The following is an 18,751-nucleotide window of genomic DNA, read 5'->3' on the forward strand; positions in this document are numbered from 1 at the left end:
CCGTCATTTTTGCTATCCCAAGCAAGGAGACTCACCATGAGTATCTTCAGCAAAATCAAGCACGCCTTTCAGCACTTGGGCGATGACATCGCCAAGGTCGGCAAGGGCATCGCCCACGCCGCCGAGAGCGTAGGCAAGAACCTCGTCCACGACGTGGAAGCCGTTGCCAAGCAAACGGCAGCCATGACCAACGATCTGGTTCATCTGCGCATTCAAAAAGCGCTGCACGACGCCGTGGGCGTTGGCGAAGCCACCTTCAAGGGCTTGCGGGATCTGAATACCGCGGCCTTCGACGTGGCTGAAAAATCGCTGGAAAACGCCCATCTGAGCAAGGGGCTGGACAAGGCCCTGAGCAAGGTCGACAAGGCCCGCGGTTTCGTCAACGACATCGCCGACCGCACGGTCAAGGGCATCGGTGACAGCGTCAACGGTTTCGCGGACAGCAGCATTGCCGCCGCAAAAGCGGCTGCGCATGGTCACTTTGGTGAAGCGCTGGGCGATATCGGCTCAGCCGCTGGCAACGCCGCACAGTTGGCCTCGGACCTGACACCCGAGGGCCTCGCCGCCAGCGCTGCCGTGGCAACACTGCAGAAGACGCACCTGGGCGGTACGGTGGTCGACTCTGTGGTGGAAGGCGCTCTGACCGGCGGCCGCAGCGGCCTGAAGGATGCGGTCAAGCTTGCTGCCAAGGAAGGCACCAAGGCCGAGGCCGGCGTACAGGCACAGAAACTGTTCGACAAGGTGAGCGACAACGGCAATGGCACCGGCGGCATGCTGCTCGGCGCTGCTGCCGCGGGCGCTGGCGTGGCGGGAGACTTCCATGCCTCGCGCAAGACCCGTCACGCCATGCAACCTGAAGCCCACCACACCGGCACGCAACATCAAGCCGTCGCGGACGACCACGAAGGCGCCAGCCGCAAGGGCAAGAAGAAGCACGAGGCCGAAGTCGACTCCAGCAACGGCAACGGCAACGGCAACGGCAGCAACAAGGCTCAACCCAACGGCGCCGACCCCACCGGGCAGGATGCGCTTCTGGAGCTGCAACTTCTGCAACAGCAGTCCGCGCATCAACGCATGCTGAACGCCATCAAGTCGAACGGCAACGACGACGATGATGACGATGGCGACGACGTCACCTCCAAGGCCCCCGTATCGGCGCCGCAGTCCTCCGGCTCGAGCCAAGTGAGCGCTAGCGCCAACGTCAGCACGTCGACGCATAAGAAGGCCGCATAAGCCACCGCGTGCGTTTGTTTCACCTCGGCCCCACGCGATGTTGGCGTGGGGTCGTTGTTTTCCACCATCGGTGCGACGCCACTGTCGCGCCTCCCCGACTCGAATTTCAATGCCTTCGATCAATCCATTCCGCCGCACTTCGCAGGCTCCGGCCGCAGATTCCACTCCAGCGCGCAGCAACGTCCCTGCCTACGCCACGCCCCCGCGGCAAGAGCCGGCACGGCAGCCCCGGCGCGGCGGTATTGCCGGATTGTTCGGGCTGCGCCGCTCGTCTGCCAATGCCGGCGGGCCTCCCGCTGCACGCCCCAACATCAGTGCCGGCACACCAACTGGCGCATCGCGCACGGCGCCAAACAGCCCGCTCCATGCACGTGCCCCGGCACCCGAAATCCCGCTGCATGGTGAGGCCGCCGTGAATGCGCGCATCGCCGGTTCCGGTGTCCGCCAGGCCCTGGAAGCATGGCACGCGCAGATGCGTGCCCGGATAGCGGACTACCGCCCGGCAAATCCGCCTGCTCACTTCAATGCGGCACGACAGCTCGACGTTGCACTGACGCACATCGAAGACGTAGCGCGCGGGCGTCGTGACCCCGCAGACAAGATTGAACTGAAGACAACGCCCGTGCTCCATCTGCCGGATCTCGTTTCCGACATCGCGCACCTGAAGGCCCTTCACCTGTCGGACTGCGATCTGCGCGAGTTGCCGCATGATCTGGGCAACCTTGGCATGCTGGAGACGCTCAAGCTGCACGACAACCAACGCTTGCACGCAATGCCCGATACGCTGGGGCAATTGTCGAGCCTGAAACATCTTGAGATCGTGGGAAGTGGCGTGCGCGAGTTGCCGGCCATGCACGGTTTGGCGAACCTGGAGCACCTTGCCATCCAGCATTCACCGCTCACCCAGTTGCCGCGCGACATTGGCAATGCACGCAAGCTGAAAACGCTGTCTCTGGCACACACCTACCTGCGCGAGGTGCCGGGCAGCATCGGCAATCTGTCGAAGCTCACCGAACTGAACCTGCACGACAACGTGGGCCTGACTTCGGTACCCGATTCCATTGGGCAGCTGCGTCATCTGAAAACGCTCGACCTCTCGCACTGTCCGCAACTACGCGCCGTGCCGGCGTCCGTCGGAAACCTGCGCCAACTCAAGACCATCGATCTGCGTGGCTGCACGGGGCTCACGATGCAAGGCCTGCCAAAATCGCTCATCACCCCGATGCCCGGACGCAAGGTGCACTTTCCGGAACATCTGCGCACCGAAATCGGCAAGGTGCGTGAAGAATGGGCGATGAAAAACGCGCCTCGCCTTCAACTGCTGCACGCCGACATCGAGCGCAAGAACGAAGAGATGGAAAATGCCGTCTTCGGTTCGGCAAGCGGCATGAATGACGGCCAGTTGGTCTCGGTCGCGTTTCGACTGAAGAATGCCCATGACCGGCTACCCGAAGTAAGGAATCAGGCCCTGCGCAATCCGACGGCCGTGCAGGCCGAATCGTCTACCGCCATGCGGCAGGCATTGGCCAACGCGTTCAACGTGGAGCCCGATCGCGAGGTGTCCGCACGTTTGGCTACCGCCGCGCGTGCGCTGCCGCGCGCCCTGCAGCATGAACTTGCCGATCTGGTGGCCTCCAGCGCGGGGCGCCAGCTGGTGATCGCCATTGGCGAAGGCGCGTTCGGCGTGCGCGGGTCCAGCCGGCTGCAACACATGCTTCCGGCATTCGCGCAGAAGATTGCCAGCCACGCGCAGATCCAGGAGTTGCGCGAGCAGGCACGGCGCTATCCGTCGACCCACCCTTCGCACCAAGTCGCTGCACAGCTGGTGCCGATTGTTCAGCAGTTGTGGACCGCCACGCAGGCGCAAGCCACACTCACAGCGCTTGCACAGCCGTTGCAGACCGAACTGAAACCGCTGCTGGCATCAGAAGCTGGCCGCCAATTCGTATTGGACCTCAGCAAAGTGGCCGAAGGCGCCAAAGGAACGAGTACGCTCAGGCGTCTTCTGCCGCAATTGGCGACGCGGATTGCGCACGACCCGAATGCGCAGGCTCTCCACCGTTTGGCACGGCAGGATCAGCACGGCACCGCAGACGAACGCCGCGAAGGTCTTGCGCTGGCATTGCTTCCCATCGCCCAGCACCACTGGAATACGCTTGTGCAGGAAGGCACCGCGGGGCCGTCAAACCGCCCCTGACCGCGCGGCTGGCGGGCACGAATGACAAAGCCTCCCTTAGGGAGGCTTTGTCGTGACGACATCGGCAAAAGCACTACAGCGCCACCACGCGCGGTGTCAGCAGAAATAACCGCTGGAATCGCTGGCCCGTCGTCTGGTCATGCCGGAACAGCGCCCCCAGCAACGGGATCTTCGAAAGCCCGGGCACAGCATCTACGCCCTTGGTCTGCTGGTCTACCGAGTAACCGGCAATCAGCAGGCTCTCGCCTTCGTTGATGAGCGCCTGTGTGTTGATCTCGCTCTTGTTGACCACCGGCAGGTTACCCACCATCTGATTGGTGATCTGGCCATCCTCAATATGGATGTTCATGCGAATGCGCGAGGTGCCGCCATCGGTGACCACCATCGGCAACACGCGCAGCGACACACCCGCCGAAATGCTGTACAGATCCGCCGACTGATACCCCGCCACCGGCACATAGAAATTCTGCTTGCTGTCCATGATGGCCTCGGTGTTGTCGAGCGTGGCCACCTTGGGGCTCGCGGTAATGTGCGCCTGATTGGTCTGCTGCAGCGCGCTGATACGCGCCATCAGGTAACGCGATGCCCCACCGATCACAGCGGTCAACACACCACCCGTCGGCGTGGCGGCAATGGCAGCAGCGGCATTGGCCGTTGTGGATACCGCATCGAGCGAGCCCGGATTGGACAATTGCGTGTTGGTGCCATAACCGGTTTGCATGTCGACGTGGCTGTTGTGCAGACGCCAGTCAACGCCGAGGTCTTCCAATGCGCTCTCGCTGATCTCGATGATGCTGGCGCTGATCTCCAGCACAGCCGGGCGCGTGTCCAGCGATTCAATCAACGATTGATGGGCCGCCATGCGGTCTGCGCGGTCTCGTACGAGCACCGAATTGCTGCGCGGGTCTGCATGGATGATCGGGGCGCTGCCGCCGTCTTCCTGAAAAGCATCCGCGCGGTTGCGGCCTTCGCCGCTGGGCAGCGGTGCCACCGAACCGCCGCCGGCATATTGGCCGATACCGCCTGGCGGCAGCGGCGCTTTGCCACCATTGCGATCGTTGCCGTTAAGGCCCGACAGCGCGCGCGTGCCGGCGCGGCCTGCGTTGGACTCTCCGGGGGCGACGCTGTCGACACGGCGGTCACCGCTGCGCAGCGGCGTGTTCTCCGTGCTGGACGCGTTGTTGCCGTACATGCTGTTCAGGATGGATGCGACACCGCGAATGGTGATGGACTGGCCGTCCACCAGCATGGTGTGATCCGTGGCCCAGGCATAGCGCAGCGGGAAGGTGCGCACGACGGTGCGGTTGGCATCCTCGCGGCCACGATCGATCAGGCGTGCGATGTCCTGCACGAGCTCGACCAGGCGCGGCGGCCCGGATACGACCACGCTGCCCGTTTCGTCGTCGTACAGCACGGGAAAGCGCGGGTCGGTCACCCCCAGGCGCGTCAGCGCACGCTTGACCTGCGCGGTAGACGCGCGCTGCAGCGCGATGGTGGCGCTCTGCGCTTCGTTGGCGCCCGTCACACGCAACACGGCGCCGTCGTAGTACCAGGCAAAGCCGAACGTGGCGGCCATGCGATCGAGAAACCGCTGCGGCGTTTCATTGAAGTTGCCCGTCACGCTGCCCTCGACCTGCGGCGATATCCACGTCATGACGTGCTGGCTGGCGCCGAGGTCTCGCAAGACATCTTTCACGTCTTTGCGGTCGGCCACGTATTCAAATTTTTGCGACTGCCACGGGATCACCGCCGCAGCGGCACTTCCGGCCAGCGACAGCACCGCGATGGCCGCAGCCATCAAGCACCGGCACGCGGCCAGCACGCGACCCTTCCGGCCCGCAATTCGAGTCAGATGCATGGTTGCACTCGTGAGAATGAAGAAGACAGACCGCGCCAGCGCGCGGCCATGCGATACAGCGCCCGCGACTTAACGCCAGATGGTTTCCGAGGGCGCTTCGTTGAACTGCTTGCGATACCCCTTGACCAGCGCCGAGCGGCTGCGGATGCCCCAGCGCGATGCCGTATCGATGATGTTCGACGGCCCGCGCCCCTCGTCCAGCAGGTCGGAGCGGATGCCCTCCAGACGCAGGCGCCGGATGACCGAGCTGGGCGACATACCCACTGCGCTCTTGAACGCAAGTTGCAGCGCACGCTCCGTCACGTTGATGTGTGCGGCCACCTCACGCGTGGTCAGGTCGCTGCGTTCGATGTTGTCGAGGATGTAGTGATAGGCGCGGCGATACTTGGCAGACAGCCGCGCGCTCACATCATCCGACGCACGTGACGCAGCGGGCGTGGTCTGGCTGACGCGGCGCACGCCGGGCGATTCGGTGCGCAGGCAGCGCAGGGCGTCCTGCATATAGGCGGTGTAGTACTTGAGCGCACCAGCAGCATCGCCACGCTGCGCGGCCATCTTGGCGCGGCAGTAGAGGTAGTCGAAATTCCAGCGGCGCGCGCCGAAAGACGTATCGCGATTGCAGATCTGGTCATACACCTTGCCGGCCACGTCGTGCTGCTCGCCGCTGAGCGCTGCCAGCACTACCTCCACTTTCGTCTGCATCAACAGACGGCTGCCCATGCGGCGGGACTGCCCGATGATCGCCATGAGCGGGTCGATTGCAGCGCGATCGCCATCTGCCATGCGGCGCAGCAGGCTCAGATATTCGGCGCGGCGATGGATCATCGCGGGCACACTCGCATCGTGCTTACCGTTTGGGGCCCATCCGTCGCGGCCGCCATGGTGGTGCAGCATCGCGGCACCCACTTCGGCCGACTGCCAGAACGCGTGTTCCAGCAAGCGGTTGGAGCATCGGATGCCAGCCTGCACCGCAAACTCGTACACAACGAGATCCAGCGTAGTGACCCAGCCGGCATCATTGCGCTCCGTTGCAATGGCGCGGGCCGATTGCAGCGCCTCGTCTGCTGCGTCCTGCTGACCAAGCTGGTGGTGCACGAGGGCCAGGCCCATCATGCCTTCGACGCGCTGCAGCCATGTCGCGCCATCGTCTTCGGCCATGCGGGAGAAGCAGCCCGCAGCAGCCGAATAACGATCGCGCAGCAGCGATTGCCAGCCCATGTTGCGGCACGAGACCACGCGCAGTTGATCATCCGAATGGCGAATCAGACGCTGCGCGGTGCGGAACGCTTCTTCGGCGTCTTCATCGCACTCCAACAGCATCGATGCATCGGCCATGGCGAGCACGCCGGCGTAGTCGCCCGCCTCCTTGCCGTGCAGGCCGGCATGATCATCGACCAGTTGATACGCGCGGTCGAAATCCTCCGCGAAGACGGCCTTCGCATAGTCCGGCAGACGCTCACGCGCTGCTAATCCGGAGGCCAAGGCAAAGTAGATGTTTCCCAGCATGTCGACGCTCCCGTGTCAGAGATTGCGGCTGGCGAAGGGCTGGCCGCTTGGTGTTGGATTTCCTAAGGACATCCTAAGAAATCGCTGCACCGACAATCTCAACAAAGCTTCGTCAGGCGCTGAACAATCCTCACCGCATATTTTTCGGTTTTGACGACGTGCCATCGCCCACCAGTCCGTTCTTGACCCGCTGCAGCAACTGGCTATATGTAAGCGTGTCCCGCACCTGGGTGGACATGGCCACCACCAGCGCCGTGACCATGAGGATGGCCACCGCACCCTTGATGGGCTGGCCGAGCGACGCGGGCTCGAGCTTGTCTGCCGCGCGCGAGAGCAGCCCGATGCCGGCGTCGATGAGGAACAGCGTCATCATCACCGGCGCGGCCAGCTTGACGGCGGTGGAGAAGATGGAATCGGTTTGCTGCAGCAGAAAACTCTCGGCCACTGCACTCATGTCAGGCAGCGTGGCGCCCAGCGGCCACCAGTGGAACGACTCGAACACCACGCCCAGCAGGAACAGCATGCCACCCGCTGCATAGAACAGCGTCACGGCCAGATTCAGCAGCGTGTTGCCGATGGGCGTGTTCTGGTCACCCTGCAACGGGTTGCTCATCTGCACGTTGTTGAAGCCCGCCATGTTGTCGACGATGGTGCCCGCCGTCTGCGCCACCCAGAACACCGTGGACGCCGCGTAGCCAAGGCACGCACCCAGAAAAATCTCCTTGCCCGCCAGCAGGAACCACCGGGCCGCGCTCAGGTGTTCCGCCACGGCGGGTGGCTGCGCCGCCGCCACGATGATGGCGAGCGTGTAGACCACACCATTACGCGCGGTGCCGGGCACGGACTGGTCGCTCGTGGCCGGCAGGATCGCGAAGATAGTCATGATGCGCACGCACGACAGCGCGAGCAGCGCAAGGATGACCTCCGCGCTTTCATCAAGATCAAACCAGGCGTGCAGAACAGTATCGATAGCTTCCATATGAATGCGTGAATGTCGTCGGGATGTTTCGCCATCAAGCCGCTGCGCGTGGGCGCGGACGCGCCAGGATGGCCTCGACGGCTTCTTCCTCGGTGGCAAGCTCGCGCTCGGTGGCTTCCTGCTGGTCGATCCGCTCTGCAGTCTTGCGGCATTGATCGAGCATGGCATCGAGCCGCGCCAAGGCCTGGCGGCGCGCCTTGAGTTCGGCTTCGCGTTCGGCTACGGCGGCGTGCGCGGCCGCCACGTCGTGTTCGGCCTGCACAACCGCATCGTCCAGCTCGCCGCGAAACGCGTCGTAGCGCAGATACGCATCAGCCAGCAGCACGGGGGCGGCAATCAGCTCATCCATGCGGCCGATATGGCCGCGCAGCCGCCCGTGCGCGCGCTCGCACGCGTCTTCAGTGTCTTGCGCAGCAGCCTGTGCATCCGCCACGGCTTGCTGTGCGACGGCGATCTCCGCTTCGACACGACGGCGCTGGCGCGTTTTGGCTTCGATCAGCGTGTGCCATACCGCGGAGCGCTTGCGCTTCATGTCTGGCCCACCTCGCTCAGCAGCCGATACGTCTCATCCGGGCTGCACCACTCGTCGGTGCGCTGGCGCAGGAAGTCTTCCATCCAGCCGTTCCATTGCACGGCGGTGTCGGCCACGGCATCGCTGCCTTCCTTGTACTCGCCCATCTGCAGCAGGGTCTCGACCTCGTTGTACTTGGCAAGCAGTTGACGCATGCGGCCGGCAGCGGCGCAGTGGTCGGCCGGCGCGACTTGCGTCATCACACGGCTCAGGCTGTTCAGGATGTCGATGGCCGGATAGCGATTGCGCGCGGCAATGTCGCGCGACAGGATCAGGTGGCCATCCAGAATGCCCCGTACTTCTTCGGCCACGGGGTCGTTGCCGGATTCGTCTTCGGCCAGCACGGTGTACAGCGCGGTGATGGAGCCCGTGGCGCTCATGCCTGCCCGCTCGAGCAGGCGCGGCAGCTCAGCAAACACCGACGGTGGAAAACCGCGCCGCGTGGGCGGCTCGCCCGCGGCAAGGCCGATCTCGCGCTGCGCGCGAGCAAAGCGCGTGAGCGAGTCCATCATCAGCAGCACACGCAGGCCCTGGTCACGGAAATACTCGGCGATGGCGGTGCCGACGTGCGCGGCCTTGGCGCGCTCCACGGACGATCGATCGGACGTTGCACACACCAGCACGGAGCGGCGCATGCCTTCCTCGCCCAGGATCTGCTCGATGAATTCGCGCACCTCGCGGCCGCGCTCGCCAATCAGCACGATCACGTTGACGTCGCATTCGGTGCCGCGCGCCAGCATGCCGAGCAGCGTGCTCTTACCCACACCGGCCGGCGCGAAGATGCCCATGCGCTGCCCTTCCGCCAAGGTGGCCAATCCGTCGATCACGCGCACACCAGTGGCCAGCGGCTGCTCCACCAAGCGGCGCGACATCGGGTCAGGCGCCTGCGCGAACACCGGCACGTAGTCATACACATCCAGCGGCGGTCCGCCATCGGCGGGCCTGCCCAGGCCATCGAGCACGCGGCCGAGCAAGCCGGGCCCGATCCCGACCGAAAGCGTGCGCCCGCTCGGCACCACGCGGGTCGAGCGCGATAAGCCCACCACGCCGCCAAATGGCGCCAGCAATGCAAAGTGCTCGCTAAAGCCGACCACCTCGCCTTGCTGAAGCTCCGTTCCATCCGGTGTGGTCAAGGTGCACAGCTCGCCAAGCTTGACGTCCACGCCGCCCACACGCAGCAGGGTGCCCGTCACTTCCACGACCTTGCCCAGCCGCTGGACGGGCGCCACGCTACGGATCGCCTCGTCCATGGCGTCGATCAGCGCGGCCTTGGTCATGCCGCATCCTCGTCAAAGCCACCGTCGTCATCTGCAAAGTCTTCGTGCGGATCGGCATGTTCAAGAGGCTTGCGCCTGCGCGCTGAAAGCGCCTGACGCAGCGCCGCCAATTGCACGCGCAGGCTCGCGTCTGCCACGCCGTGGTCCCATTCGCATTGGCAATGTCCGGGCTCTGCGCGGTCGTCTGCCAGCACCTCGAAGGCGGCATTGAGCGAGCCCGTCTGCACGGCCTTGGCGAAGGCGGCACGGGCCGGTTCGATCTCGTCTGCGCACACGCGCACCGTCAGGCGCGCCTGACTTTGCAGCACGCGGCCGAGCGTGGCGGCCACGCGCGCGAACAACGCCTGGCGATCGGATTCCAGCACCACGTGCTCGACCGCCTGCATGACCGTGGCGATCAGGCGGTCTTCCTCGCGGCGCGTGGCTTCGTCATCGTCGTACGCGCGCGCGGCCATGGACGCGTGAAAGTCCTCCAACGCACGTCGATGACCAGCGGCATAGCCAAGCTTGGCGCTGCGCTGCGCGCGCTGCTCGGCTTGCCTGAGCAACTCATCTGCATTGGCCTGGGCTTGCGCCACGATGGCTTCAGCCTGGGCGTGAGCCTGCGCCAATGCAGCCTCGCGCGCTTCTTCCACGGCCTGCCATGCGGCATCCAGCTCCACCACGTGCCGGTAATCTTCGGCACGGATCACGTCCGAGCCAATGCCCAGCGGAGCATCGCGCCTCAACCAAATAACCATGACAACTCCGGAAAGAGAACAGGCAACGCAGCCATGAAGGATTCGGCTTGCGTTTCAGCGGTTGGCGTACCTGCGCACGGCGGCACGGCAGCCTGCATGCCGATCGTCAGGCACATCAGTTGCGCGAGCGACGGATCCGACACCGTACCGTCGGCAATCAGGGCATGCAGGCCGGCCTCGGCAAGCTGCGCCAAGTCGAGTGCGGGCAACGGCCCACCGGGATCTGGCGCCCAGTGTTCCCGTTGCGTCAATGCCGTGAGGGCTGCCTCCCCCAACAGACCGGCAACGCCGGCGAGATAAGCGCCGTCAATGCATCGCGCTAGCGCGGCGCGCCTGCCGATCAGCATGCGGGCGGCCAGCACGCGCTGGAGGTCGTCCTTATCCAGCACCGCCAGACGATGCGCATGCGAAAGCAATGTCGGCAAGCCCACCTGGCCCACACCAAGCGCGATACACACCTGCCGCCAGTCTTTGGCTGCGCCCGCCGGCACATCGGTTGCCTGTGCGGCCAGCCCCGATGCATCGCGCACGTGCGCAAGCCCATGCAGCCGTTCTTGATACGCGTGCAACATGCGCAGGATCATGGCGGCGGCCGGATCGGGGGCGGCGCTGGTGTGGTTCATGCTGTCGCGCGCTTCTTCCAGCGTGCCGGCAACTTGTCTTCCAGGCGCGCGCGCGCTGCGTCAAGCCGGGTCCGTACAGCGGACAGCCGGGTTGCGGCGCGCCACAGCAATACGATCACGCCCAGCGCACCCACCACGGCCGCGAGCGTGGCCCACGACACGCCGGCAGGCGTGCGGCTCGCGGCATCGGCGGTGGGCGCATCTACGCTGCCGGGCACCAGCGTGACGCTGACGTTCTCGTAGGTGAGCCCCTCCACGCTATGCACGACCAGGTTCTTGATGCTGGGGACCAGCGAAGACACGTTGGCGCTCGGGCGGTATTTGATGAACACCGATGCGCTGGATGGCTTGACCACGGTGGCCAGCGGATCGTTGTTGGGCAGCACGATCTGCACATTGGCCACGGCCACGCCATCAATGCGCGAGAGCGTTTGCGAAAGCTGCTGCGATACGCCGTAGATGAAACGCACCCGCTCTTCCGTGGGTGTAGAGATGAGCCCGTCTTTCTTGAAGATGTCGCCCAGGCTCGCGTACTTTTCATGCGGCAGGCCGTGGCTGTGCAGGACTTCCATCGCGCGGGCAAAGGCATCCTGGTCGACCATCACTGTCCAGGTCTTGCCGTCGTCTGGCGAATTCTTCTGCGCGTCGATGCCGGCCTGCAGCAGCACGGTCAGCATGTCGTTGGCGTCAGCCTCGCTCAGCTGCGCAAAGAGCTGCTTGTTGCAGCCCGCCAGCAGCGTGGTCAGCACAAACAGCAGTGCCAGCGCGCCGCGCCGCATGCGGCAGGAGGGAAGCGCGGTCCGCATCATTGGTTCCGCATCAAGGTCTGCACGGCGTTCTTGCCGGAATGCGCAATGGTGCTGCCCAGATGGATCTTCGTCATGGTGGCTGCGCACTCCATTTGCACGCGCACGCCTTCGGCCACCACTTCCTGCACCGACATGCCGCGTTCGGCCTCGGTCATGGCCTCCACACGCGCCATCGACGCCTGCACGGCGGCATCTTCCTTCTTGACCAGTTCGCCAACGGCCGAAGGCGCCTTGCTGTGGTGCTGACCGTGCTTGGCGTTCTGCAGCATGGATTCGAAACGAGCGACAAGCTCGGGCGCTGGCGTGGCGGCTTCAGCCGGTGCGATGCCGGTACCCGGCGTGCCGGCAGTCACCGGCGGAATGGCGGTCGGACCTTGGATCATGATGGGCTCCGGGCGGATGGTTAGGCGCGGGTGAAGTAATGCGCGCTGTGGTACGCGCTCAAATCCACGCTTTCTGCGGCGGGCGCCGCGGTGGGGGTGCCGAACGTGCCGGCATCCATTTCTTCCTGCACACCGATCAGCGTGCGCACCAGCGCGACGGAATCGGGGTCTTCGTCGCGCGCGAGCACCTCGTTGGCATACACGTGCCATTCCTGATCGCCCAGGGCGTTCAGGCACAGGGCCATCATGGCCGAGGCAAACGGCACCACGCTCTCGGCACGCTCGCCGTTGTGCAGTTCACGCAGGATGCGTGCGGCGTCGGCGTATTGATGCCGGCCTACCAGCAGCCAGCCTTCCACCAGGTCGAGTTCGCGAAAATTCGGGCGCAGCGTGCGCAGTGCAGTCAGCAGCGCTTGCGCGTTGTCGAACTGCCCGCTGCGCGTTGCGTACATCAGGACTTCGAGCAGCCCGCCCAGCAGGCGGTTGCTACATTGAATCGGTTCCATATCGCAGGGTTCTCCGTGTCGGGTCATGTCGATGCCGGCATTGGTGGACCGGCCGACCTCGGGTGGAACCATAGACGCCCGCATGCCGCGCGCCGGCCAGCCGCCCCGAAAAAGAGCGCCCGGCCCCGAAGTCGGCAAGGCCCTGTGCGCCAGTACGCACAAGGCAAAGCCGCCCGCTCTCGCCTCGCCCTCGTCCTTGCCCTTGTCCTTTGTTCCCGCGGTTTCGGAACGGCGCATCCGCCTTCGCCCAGGCGCCGAGCGCGTAGCGTCCGCGTCAGCACAATGCGTCGCATCGCTACGGCACCGTACGCCGCGGCCTCCTCCGTCGACACCCCCGGGGCACCGCCATGTCGGACGAAAAAACCGAAGAGCCCACAGACAAGAAACTCAGAGACGCGCACAGAGATGGCGAAACCGCCAAGAGTGCCGACCTGATCGCCGCCGTCGTGCTGCTGGCGGGCTGCCTGCTGCTTGCCATGACGGCATCGCTGCTGGGCGACCGCTGGCGGGCGCTGGTCGACCTTGCGCTGGATGTGAACAACAGCCGGCATCCAGCCATGACGCTCAAGCAGACACTCGGCCACGTCGCGCTTCAGCTGGCGCTGATGACGCTGCCGCTGAGCCTGGTGTTTGCACTGGTCGCATGGATTGCCACGTGGGGCCAGACGGGCATCGTGCTATCGACCAAGCCGCTCGAACTGAAGATGAGCGCCATCAACCCCGCGTCGGGTCTGAAGCGCATCTTCTCCATGCGCTCGATGATTGACCTGCTCAAGATGCTGGTGAAAGCGCTCGCCGTGGGGGCTGCGCTGTGGAAGCTGGTCCTGATGCTGCTGCCGACCATTGTGGGCACGCCGTATCAGCCGGTCATGGATATCGCGCAGATCGGCATGTCGATGCTGGTGAAGCTGCTGGGTGCGGGCGGACTGCTGTTCCTGCTGCTCGGCGCCGTGGACTTTGGCATCCAGCGCTGGCTCTTCATCCGCGACCACCGCATGAGCAAGGACGAAGTCAAGCGCGAGCACAAGAACAGCGAAGGCGATCCGCACATCAAGGGCCAGCGTAAGCAGCTCGCGCGCCAGATGGTGGACGAGGCCAAGCCCAAACAGAGCGTAGCCGGCGCACAGGCCGTGATCGTCAACCCCACGCACTACGCCGTGGCAATTCGCTACGCGCCCGAAGAATGCGGCTTGCCGTGCATCACCGCCAAGGGCGTCGACGACGAAGCCCTGAGGTTGCGCGAAGAAGCGCAGGCGCTGGGCATTCCGATCATCGGCAACCCGCCGCTGGCACGCGCGCTGTACCTCGTGAAGCTGAATGATCCCGTGCCCGAAGCGCTGTTTGAAACCGTGGCCGAAGTCCTCGCCTGGGTGGGCGAGATCGGCGCGAAAGACACCGGCGCCAGACACACCGGCGCAAGCCCTTCCATCTTGAACTGAGGCATCCGATATGGCCAAGAAGACCGCCGTCTCTGAATTCAGCGGCGAAATCGGCATCGCCGCGTTGGTGGTTGCCGTCATCGCGTTGATGGTGCTGCCGCTGCCCACCGTCCTGATCGATTCACTGCTGGGGCTGAACATCACGCTATCGGTCGTGCTGCTGATGGTGACGATGTACATCCCCGCGGCGACATCGCTGTCGGCATTTCCATCGTTGCTTTTATTCACCACACTGCTGCGGCTCTCGCTGAACATCGCGTCGACCAAATCGATCCTGCTGCACGCAGACGCCGGCCACATCATCGAGAGCTTCGGCAAGCTCGTGGTGGGCGGCAACCTGGTGGTGGGTATGGTGGTATTCCTGATCATCACCACCGTGCAGTTCATCGTGATTGCCAAGGGCTCCGAGCGTGTGGCCGAGGTCGGTGCACGCTTCACGCTCGATGCCATGCCCGGCAAGCAGATGAGCATTGACGCCGATCTGCGCGCCGGCCACCTGAGCGCAGACGAGGCCCGCAAGCGCCGCGCGCTGCTTGCCATGGAAAGCCAGTTGCACGGCGGCATGGACGGCGCCATGAAGTTCGTCAAGGGCGATGCGATTGCCGGTCTGGTCATCACGCTGGTCAACATCCTGGCCGGCATCGTGATCGGGATCACGTATCACGGCATGACGGCCGGTGAAGCTGCCAACCGCTTCGCCGTGCTGTCGATCGGCGACGCCATGGTGTCGCAGATTCCTTCGCTGCTGATCTCGGTCGCGGCCGGCGTGATGATCACGCGCGTGTCTGACGATGACCACGGCGCCAAGCCAAGCTCGCTCGGCAAGGAGATCGTGCGGCAGCTTTCAACCAGTGCACGGGCCATGTTCACCGCCAGTGCGTTGCTGGCAGGCTTTGCGTTGGTGCCGGGGTTTCCGTCGTTTCTGTTTATCGCGCTGGCAGGTGCGGTCTTCGCCTTTGGCTATACGTTGCGCAAGCGCCTGAACACGGGCAGCACAGCCGACACCGATACCCTGCCCGCGCTGCTGCGCGAAGGGTCCAAAGACAAGGCACCGACCATCGCCGACAAGGCCCCGTCATTCACGGCACCCCTGGGGGTTCGTCTGGGCACGCGGCTGGCAGAGGGACTCGACATTCCCAAACTCGATGCTGCATTCCAAAGCGGGCGGCACGCATTGGCTGAAGAGCTAGGCCTGCCCTTCCCCGGCATTGCCGTATGGAAGAGCGCCGCGCAACCCGAAGACGCCTATGAAGTGCTGGTGCACGACATCCCGGGTCAGCCGGTGGCGGTGTCCGACGGAAAAGTATCGGTATCCGACCTGCCGGAACCAATGCGCGCACAACTGGAGGCGGCCCCGGATACCGCGCCTCACGCTGAACAGGTGATTGCAGATCACGTCGTGCACGTGCTGCGCAAGCACGCGCATCTGTTCATCGGCCTGCAGGAAACGCAGTGGATCATGGAACGCGTGACCACCGAGTACCCGGGTCTGGTCACCGAGGCGCAGAAGGCCGTGCCCGCACAGCGCATGGCCGACGTGCTGCGCCGCCTGCTGGAAGAGCAGGTGCCCATCCGCAACATGCGCGCGATCCTGGAAAGCCTTGTCATCTGGGGCCCGAAAGAAAAAGACACGTTGATGCTGGTGGAGTACGTGCGCGGCGATCTGGGGCGGCAGATCGCACACCAGGCCACGTGCGGCTCACGCAAGATGCCCGCCATTCTGCTGGACCAATCGGTGGAGCAGACGGTGCGCCAGGCGATCAAACCCACGCCTGCAGGCAACTTCCTGACGCTCGATCCACAGCAGGTCGACACCATCGTCACGCGGCTGGAACACATGAGCCGCACCGCACCGCAATCGGGAGCAGCGCCGGCGGGTGCGCTTGCCATTGTCACGTCCATGGACATCCGCCGCTATGTCCGCCGCATGATCGAGCCGCGATTGCAGGCGCTGAACGTGTATTCGTTCCAGGAACTGGGCGCATACGTTGATCTGCAGCCCGTGGGCAAGCTCACGCTGTAAGCCGCCATGACCACACCCGTACGCCTGTGGCGAGCCCCGCCCATCGTCCATCCGACCACACCCGTCCGGCGCCCCGTAGCGCAACGCAGCGCAGACGGGCGAACCGGCATGCAGACCGAGTCCTGCGCGGGTGCAAGTACCGCCTGGATACCGCTCGATGCGTACAGCGACGCCGCATGCGAAGACACCGCCGAGCACGAGCCGCCCACGCACGACCACGCCGACGCCGACACGCAGCCCGATGATGCCCCGCCCGAGGCCCCGCCGCTTCACACCTCGGCCATGGCCAGCCGCCTGGTGCGCACGTGCTCGGAGATCAGCGTGGGGAGCACCGTGACGGAGCATCTCGCGCAGTTGCTTTCCAGGTTCTGCGGCTCCCGCGTTGTAAAGGCTAACAGCGAATGCTGGGAGGTCACGCTGGACCTCGACCCGCGCGTGCTGCCCGACACCCGCCTCACCCTGCGCCTTTCGCCCCACACGCTATGGCTTCGCTTCCTGGCGGCACACCCGCGGGCGCGCGACTTACTCTCCGAGCATGGCGATGCACTGCGCCAACGCATTCACGTTTTGCTGGAGCAGCGCATCGATATCGAACTCGAAGTGTGGTGACCGCTGCCACACCCCACCCGACACCTCCCGCCGACTCGCTATGAACACCGGGCTCACGCCATCCCCGCTCGATGCGCATCTGCGTGCCTTCACGCCGGCCCAGGCCGCGTTGACACGGCTGATCGGCACGCCGTTCCCGGATGACGATGACCGCCACTGGCAACTGCGCGCCGTAGACCACGCCGCGCCCATGCAGGCGCCCGTGCGACTGGGCATCCGTTCATCGCTGTGTGCGGTCGACGTTGTTGTTGAGGGCGCCAACCACCCCGCGCTCCACGCCATCGCGCACGAAGCTGATGCGCAACGCCGCACGGCGCTTGCCGGGCTTTGGTTGACGCCGATGCTCGATACGCTGTCTGCCGCCGGGTTGGGAGATGCCGCCCTGGCAACGTTCGCGCCCGAACGCAACGATGCGCAACGCAGCGGTCAGCAGGAACTGCCGATGAGGCTCGATGGGCCACACGGTGAAACGCCATGCCGCATCGCCGCGCTCGATTGGCTTGCCGCGCCGCCTGCACCGCCCGTAGCCGATCGCAACGCTGTGCTTGCACAACTCGGCGTAGTGGGCCTGCCGGTGGGCGTGCGTATCGCCAGCCGGCGGTGCGCAACAGACACCCTCTCTTCGCTTGCACCCGGCGACGTTCTGCTCGGCTGGGGCCAGCACGCCTATTGCCCCGACACCGATGCAGGCGCCGTACGCCTGACATGCGGCGACAGCCGGCGCGCCCACTTCACTGCCCATGCTCACTACAAGGAAGGCACCGTGACGATCCTCGATGTTCCTACGCTCACTGACGACGACACGATCGCGGCACGCGACACCACACACGACAGCACAGACGGCATCGCAGTGGAAGCACTGGAGGTACCCGTACACCTTGAGGTGGCCGTGATGAGCCTGCCGCTGGCCGAGCTGGCTGCGCTGGCTCCAAGCCATGTCTTGCAGTTGCCCGTCTTGCTGCGCGATGCCACGGTACGTCTGGTCTGCCACGGCCAGACGCTGGGCCACGGCCAGCTCGTGGCGGTGGGCGAGCATCTCGGCTTGCAGATCTCTGCCATGAGCGCGCGCCATGCAGAACATTGAATTTGCCTCGCTCATCATTGCGGCGGTTGCCATTGCGCTGTTGCCGTTTGCCGCCATGGTGGTCACGTCGTACACCAAGATCGTCGTCGTGCTCGGCCTGCTGCGCAACGCGCTGGGCGTGCAACAGGTGCCGCCCAGCATGGTGCTCAACGGCATTGCGATGATCGTGTCGTGCTTCGTGATGGCCCCCGTTGGCATGGAGGCCATGCAGCGCGCCCACATGCAGCTCAATGATTCCAGCGCGAACGTCAGTCAGGTCATGCCGCTGCTCGATGCCGCGCGCGAGCCGTTCCGGCAGTTCCTGGACAAGCACACCAACGCACGCGAGAAAGCGTTCTTCATGCGCTCTGCGCAGCAACTCTGGCCGCCGGCCAAAGCCGCACAGCTCAAGGAAGACGACCTCATCATCCTCGCGCCAGCCTTCACGCTGACGGAGCTGACGGCGGCATTCCGCATCGGCTTCCTGCTGTATCTGGTCTTCATCGTGATCGACCTCGTGATCGCCAACCTGCTGATGGCGCTGGGGCTGTCGCAAGTGACGCCCAGCAACGTCGCCATTCCATTCAAGCTGCTGCTCTTCGTGGTGATGGACGGGTGGTCTGTGCTGATTCACGGCCTGGTCAACACGTATCGTTAAAGGGGCCACCATGGACTACGACAACATCACGCGCCTGACCAGCACGGCGCTCATGCTGTGCCTGCTGGTGTCTTTACCCGCTGTGGCGGTGTCGGCCATTGCCGGGCTGCTGATCTCATTCGTGCAAGCCGTGACCTCGCTGCAGGACAGCAGCATCTCGCATGGGCTGAAACTCATCATCGTGTCCGTGGTGATTGTGGTGGCTGCTCCCTGGGGAGCCGCGTCGATCCTCCAGTTCGGCAACACGATCCTGCAATCGCTCTTCCAGTAGGACGGT

General features: G+C 64.7%; 18 protein-coding genes. 8 read left to right on the plus strand and 10 right to left on the minus strand.

Annotated elements, in window-relative coordinates; genetic code table 11:
- The first annotated feature begins 36 nt into the window (after positions 1 to 36).
- Complete coding sequence (locus DOD19_RS24645; RefSeq protein ID WP_112188736.1) at positions 37 to 1,233, plus strand: hypothetical protein; 1,197 nt, start codon at positions 37 to 39, stop codon at positions 1,231 to 1,233.
- Positions 1,234 to 1,342: 109 nt separating this feature from the next.
- Positions 1,343 to 3,430 carry a leucine-rich repeat domain-containing protein gene (locus DOD19_RS24650; protein WP_162634470.1) on the plus strand — a complete coding sequence of 696 codons (2,088 nt, stop codon included), beginning with the start codon at positions 1,343 to 1,345 and terminating at the stop codon, positions 3,428 to 3,430.
- A gap of 73 nt (positions 3,431 to 3,503) precedes the next feature.
- On the opposite strand, the gene sctC is transcribed toward DOD19_RS24650, so the two are convergent.
- From sctC to DOD19_RS24700, 10 genes are all read right to left on the minus strand, one after another.
- Positions 3,504 to 5,288 carry a type III secretion system outer membrane ring subunit SctC gene (gene sctC / locus DOD19_RS24655; protein ID WP_239498096.1) on the minus strand — a complete coding sequence of 595 codons (1,785 nt, stop codon included), beginning with the start codon at positions 5,286 to 5,288 and terminating at the stop codon, positions 3,504 to 3,506.
- 69 nt (positions 5,289 to 5,357) lie between these two features.
- The gene (locus tag DOD19_RS24660; protein WP_112188742.1) at positions 5,358 to 6,794 is read right to left on the minus strand and encodes a helix-turn-helix transcriptional regulator; all 1,437 of its coding nucleotides are present in this window, start codon (positions 6,792 to 6,794) and stop codon (positions 5,358 to 5,360) included.
- Between the two features lie 130 nt (positions 6,795 to 6,924).
- The gene (sctT, locus tag DOD19_RS24665) at positions 6,925 to 7,773 is read right to left on the minus strand and encodes a type III secretion system export apparatus subunit SctT (protein WP_024978160.1); all 849 of its coding nucleotides are present in this window, start codon (positions 7,771 to 7,773) and stop codon (positions 6,925 to 6,927) included.
- Positions 7,774 to 7,807: 34 nt separating this feature from the next.
- The gene (locus tag DOD19_RS24670) at positions 7,808 to 8,305 is read right to left on the minus strand and encodes a type III secretion protein HrpB7 (protein WP_112188744.1); all 498 of its coding nucleotides are present in this window, start codon (positions 8,303 to 8,305) and stop codon (positions 7,808 to 7,810) included.
- The gene (sctN, locus tag DOD19_RS24675; RefSeq protein ID WP_045205528.1) at positions 8,302 to 9,621 is read right to left on the minus strand and encodes a type III secretion system ATPase SctN; all 1,320 of its coding nucleotides are present in this window, start codon (positions 9,619 to 9,621) and stop codon (positions 8,302 to 8,304) included. Before sctN ends, DOD19_RS24670 begins: the two co-directional genes overlap by 4 nt.
- A complete protein-coding gene (gene sctL / locus DOD19_RS24680; protein ID WP_112188746.1) occupies positions 9,618 to 10,361 on the minus strand; it encodes a type III secretion system stator protein SctL in 744 nt (247 codons plus the stop codon). Before sctL ends, sctN begins: the two co-directional genes overlap by 4 nt.
- Positions 10,346 to 10,984, minus strand: a complete 639-nt coding sequence (locus DOD19_RS24685; protein WP_112188748.1) for a type III secretion protein HrpB4 — start codon at positions 10,982 to 10,984, stop codon at positions 10,346 to 10,348. The genes sctL and DOD19_RS24685 overlap by 16 nt, the downstream gene beginning before the upstream one ends.
- Positions 10,981 to 11,763, minus strand: coding sequence for a type III secretion inner membrane ring lipoprotein SctJ (gene sctJ / locus DOD19_RS24690; protein WP_112188750.1), 783 nt, complete (start codon positions 11,761 to 11,763; stop codon positions 10,981 to 10,983). Before sctJ ends, DOD19_RS24685 begins: the two co-directional genes overlap by 4 nt.
- A 26-nt stretch (positions 11,764 to 11,789) precedes the next feature.
- Positions 11,790 to 12,176, minus strand: a complete 387-nt coding sequence (locus tag DOD19_RS24695) for a type III secretion protein HrpB2 (RefSeq protein WP_024978154.1) — start codon at positions 12,174 to 12,176, stop codon at positions 11,790 to 11,792.
- Between the two features lie 20 nt (positions 12,177 to 12,196).
- On the minus strand, positions 12,197 to 12,682 hold the full coding sequence (locus DOD19_RS24700) for an HrpB1 family type III secretion system apparatus protein (RefSeq protein ID WP_024978153.1): 486 nt from the start codon (positions 12,680 to 12,682) through the stop codon (positions 12,197 to 12,199).
- Positions 12,683 to 13,029: 347 nt separating this feature from the next.
- Here DOD19_RS24700 and sctU point away from each other — a divergent pair, with 347 nt between their 5' ends.
- From sctU to sctS, 6 genes are read left to right on the plus strand one after another with little or no spacing between them, the layout of a single operon-like run.
- A complete protein-coding gene (gene sctU, locus DOD19_RS24705) occupies positions 13,030 to 14,121 on the plus strand; it encodes a type III secretion system export apparatus subunit SctU (protein WP_024978152.1) in 1,092 nt (363 codons plus the stop codon).
- A 10-nt stretch (positions 14,122 to 14,131) separates the two neighbouring features.
- Entirely contained in the window at positions 14,132 to 16,144 is a 2,013-nt protein-coding gene (locus DOD19_RS24710) for an FHIPEP family type III secretion protein (RefSeq protein ID WP_037032104.1), read from the plus strand.
- A gap of 6 nt (positions 16,145 to 16,150) precedes the next feature.
- Positions 16,151 to 16,753, plus strand: a complete 603-nt coding sequence (sctP, locus tag DOD19_RS24715; RefSeq protein ID WP_112188753.1) for a type III secretion system protein SctP — start codon at positions 16,151 to 16,153, stop codon at positions 16,751 to 16,753.
- Between the two features lie 40 nt (positions 16,754 to 16,793).
- Positions 16,794 to 17,837: a type III secretion system cytoplasmic ring protein SctQ gene (gene sctQ / locus DOD19_RS24720; RefSeq protein WP_024978149.1), complete on the plus strand. Its 1,044-nt coding sequence runs from the start codon at positions 16,794 to 16,796 to the stop codon at positions 17,835 to 17,837.
- On the plus strand, positions 17,824 to 18,474 hold the full coding sequence (gene sctR, locus DOD19_RS24725; protein ID WP_045205537.1) for a type III secretion system export apparatus subunit SctR: 651 nt from the start codon (positions 17,824 to 17,826) through the stop codon (positions 18,472 to 18,474). Before sctQ ends, sctR begins: the two co-directional genes overlap by 14 nt.
- A 10-nt stretch (positions 18,475 to 18,484) precedes the next feature.
- The gene (gene sctS, locus DOD19_RS24730) at positions 18,485 to 18,745 is read left to right on the plus strand and encodes a type III secretion system export apparatus subunit SctS (protein WP_024978147.1); all 261 of its coding nucleotides are present in this window, start codon (positions 18,485 to 18,487) and stop codon (positions 18,743 to 18,745) included.
- Positions 18,746 to 18,751: the final 6 nt, after the last annotated feature.

It is taken from the genome of Ralstonia sp. GX3-BWBA (assembly GCF_003290055.1).
GTDB classification, from domain to species: domain Bacteria; phylum Pseudomonadota; class Gammaproteobacteria; order Burkholderiales; family Burkholderiaceae; genus Ralstonia; species Ralstonia holmesii.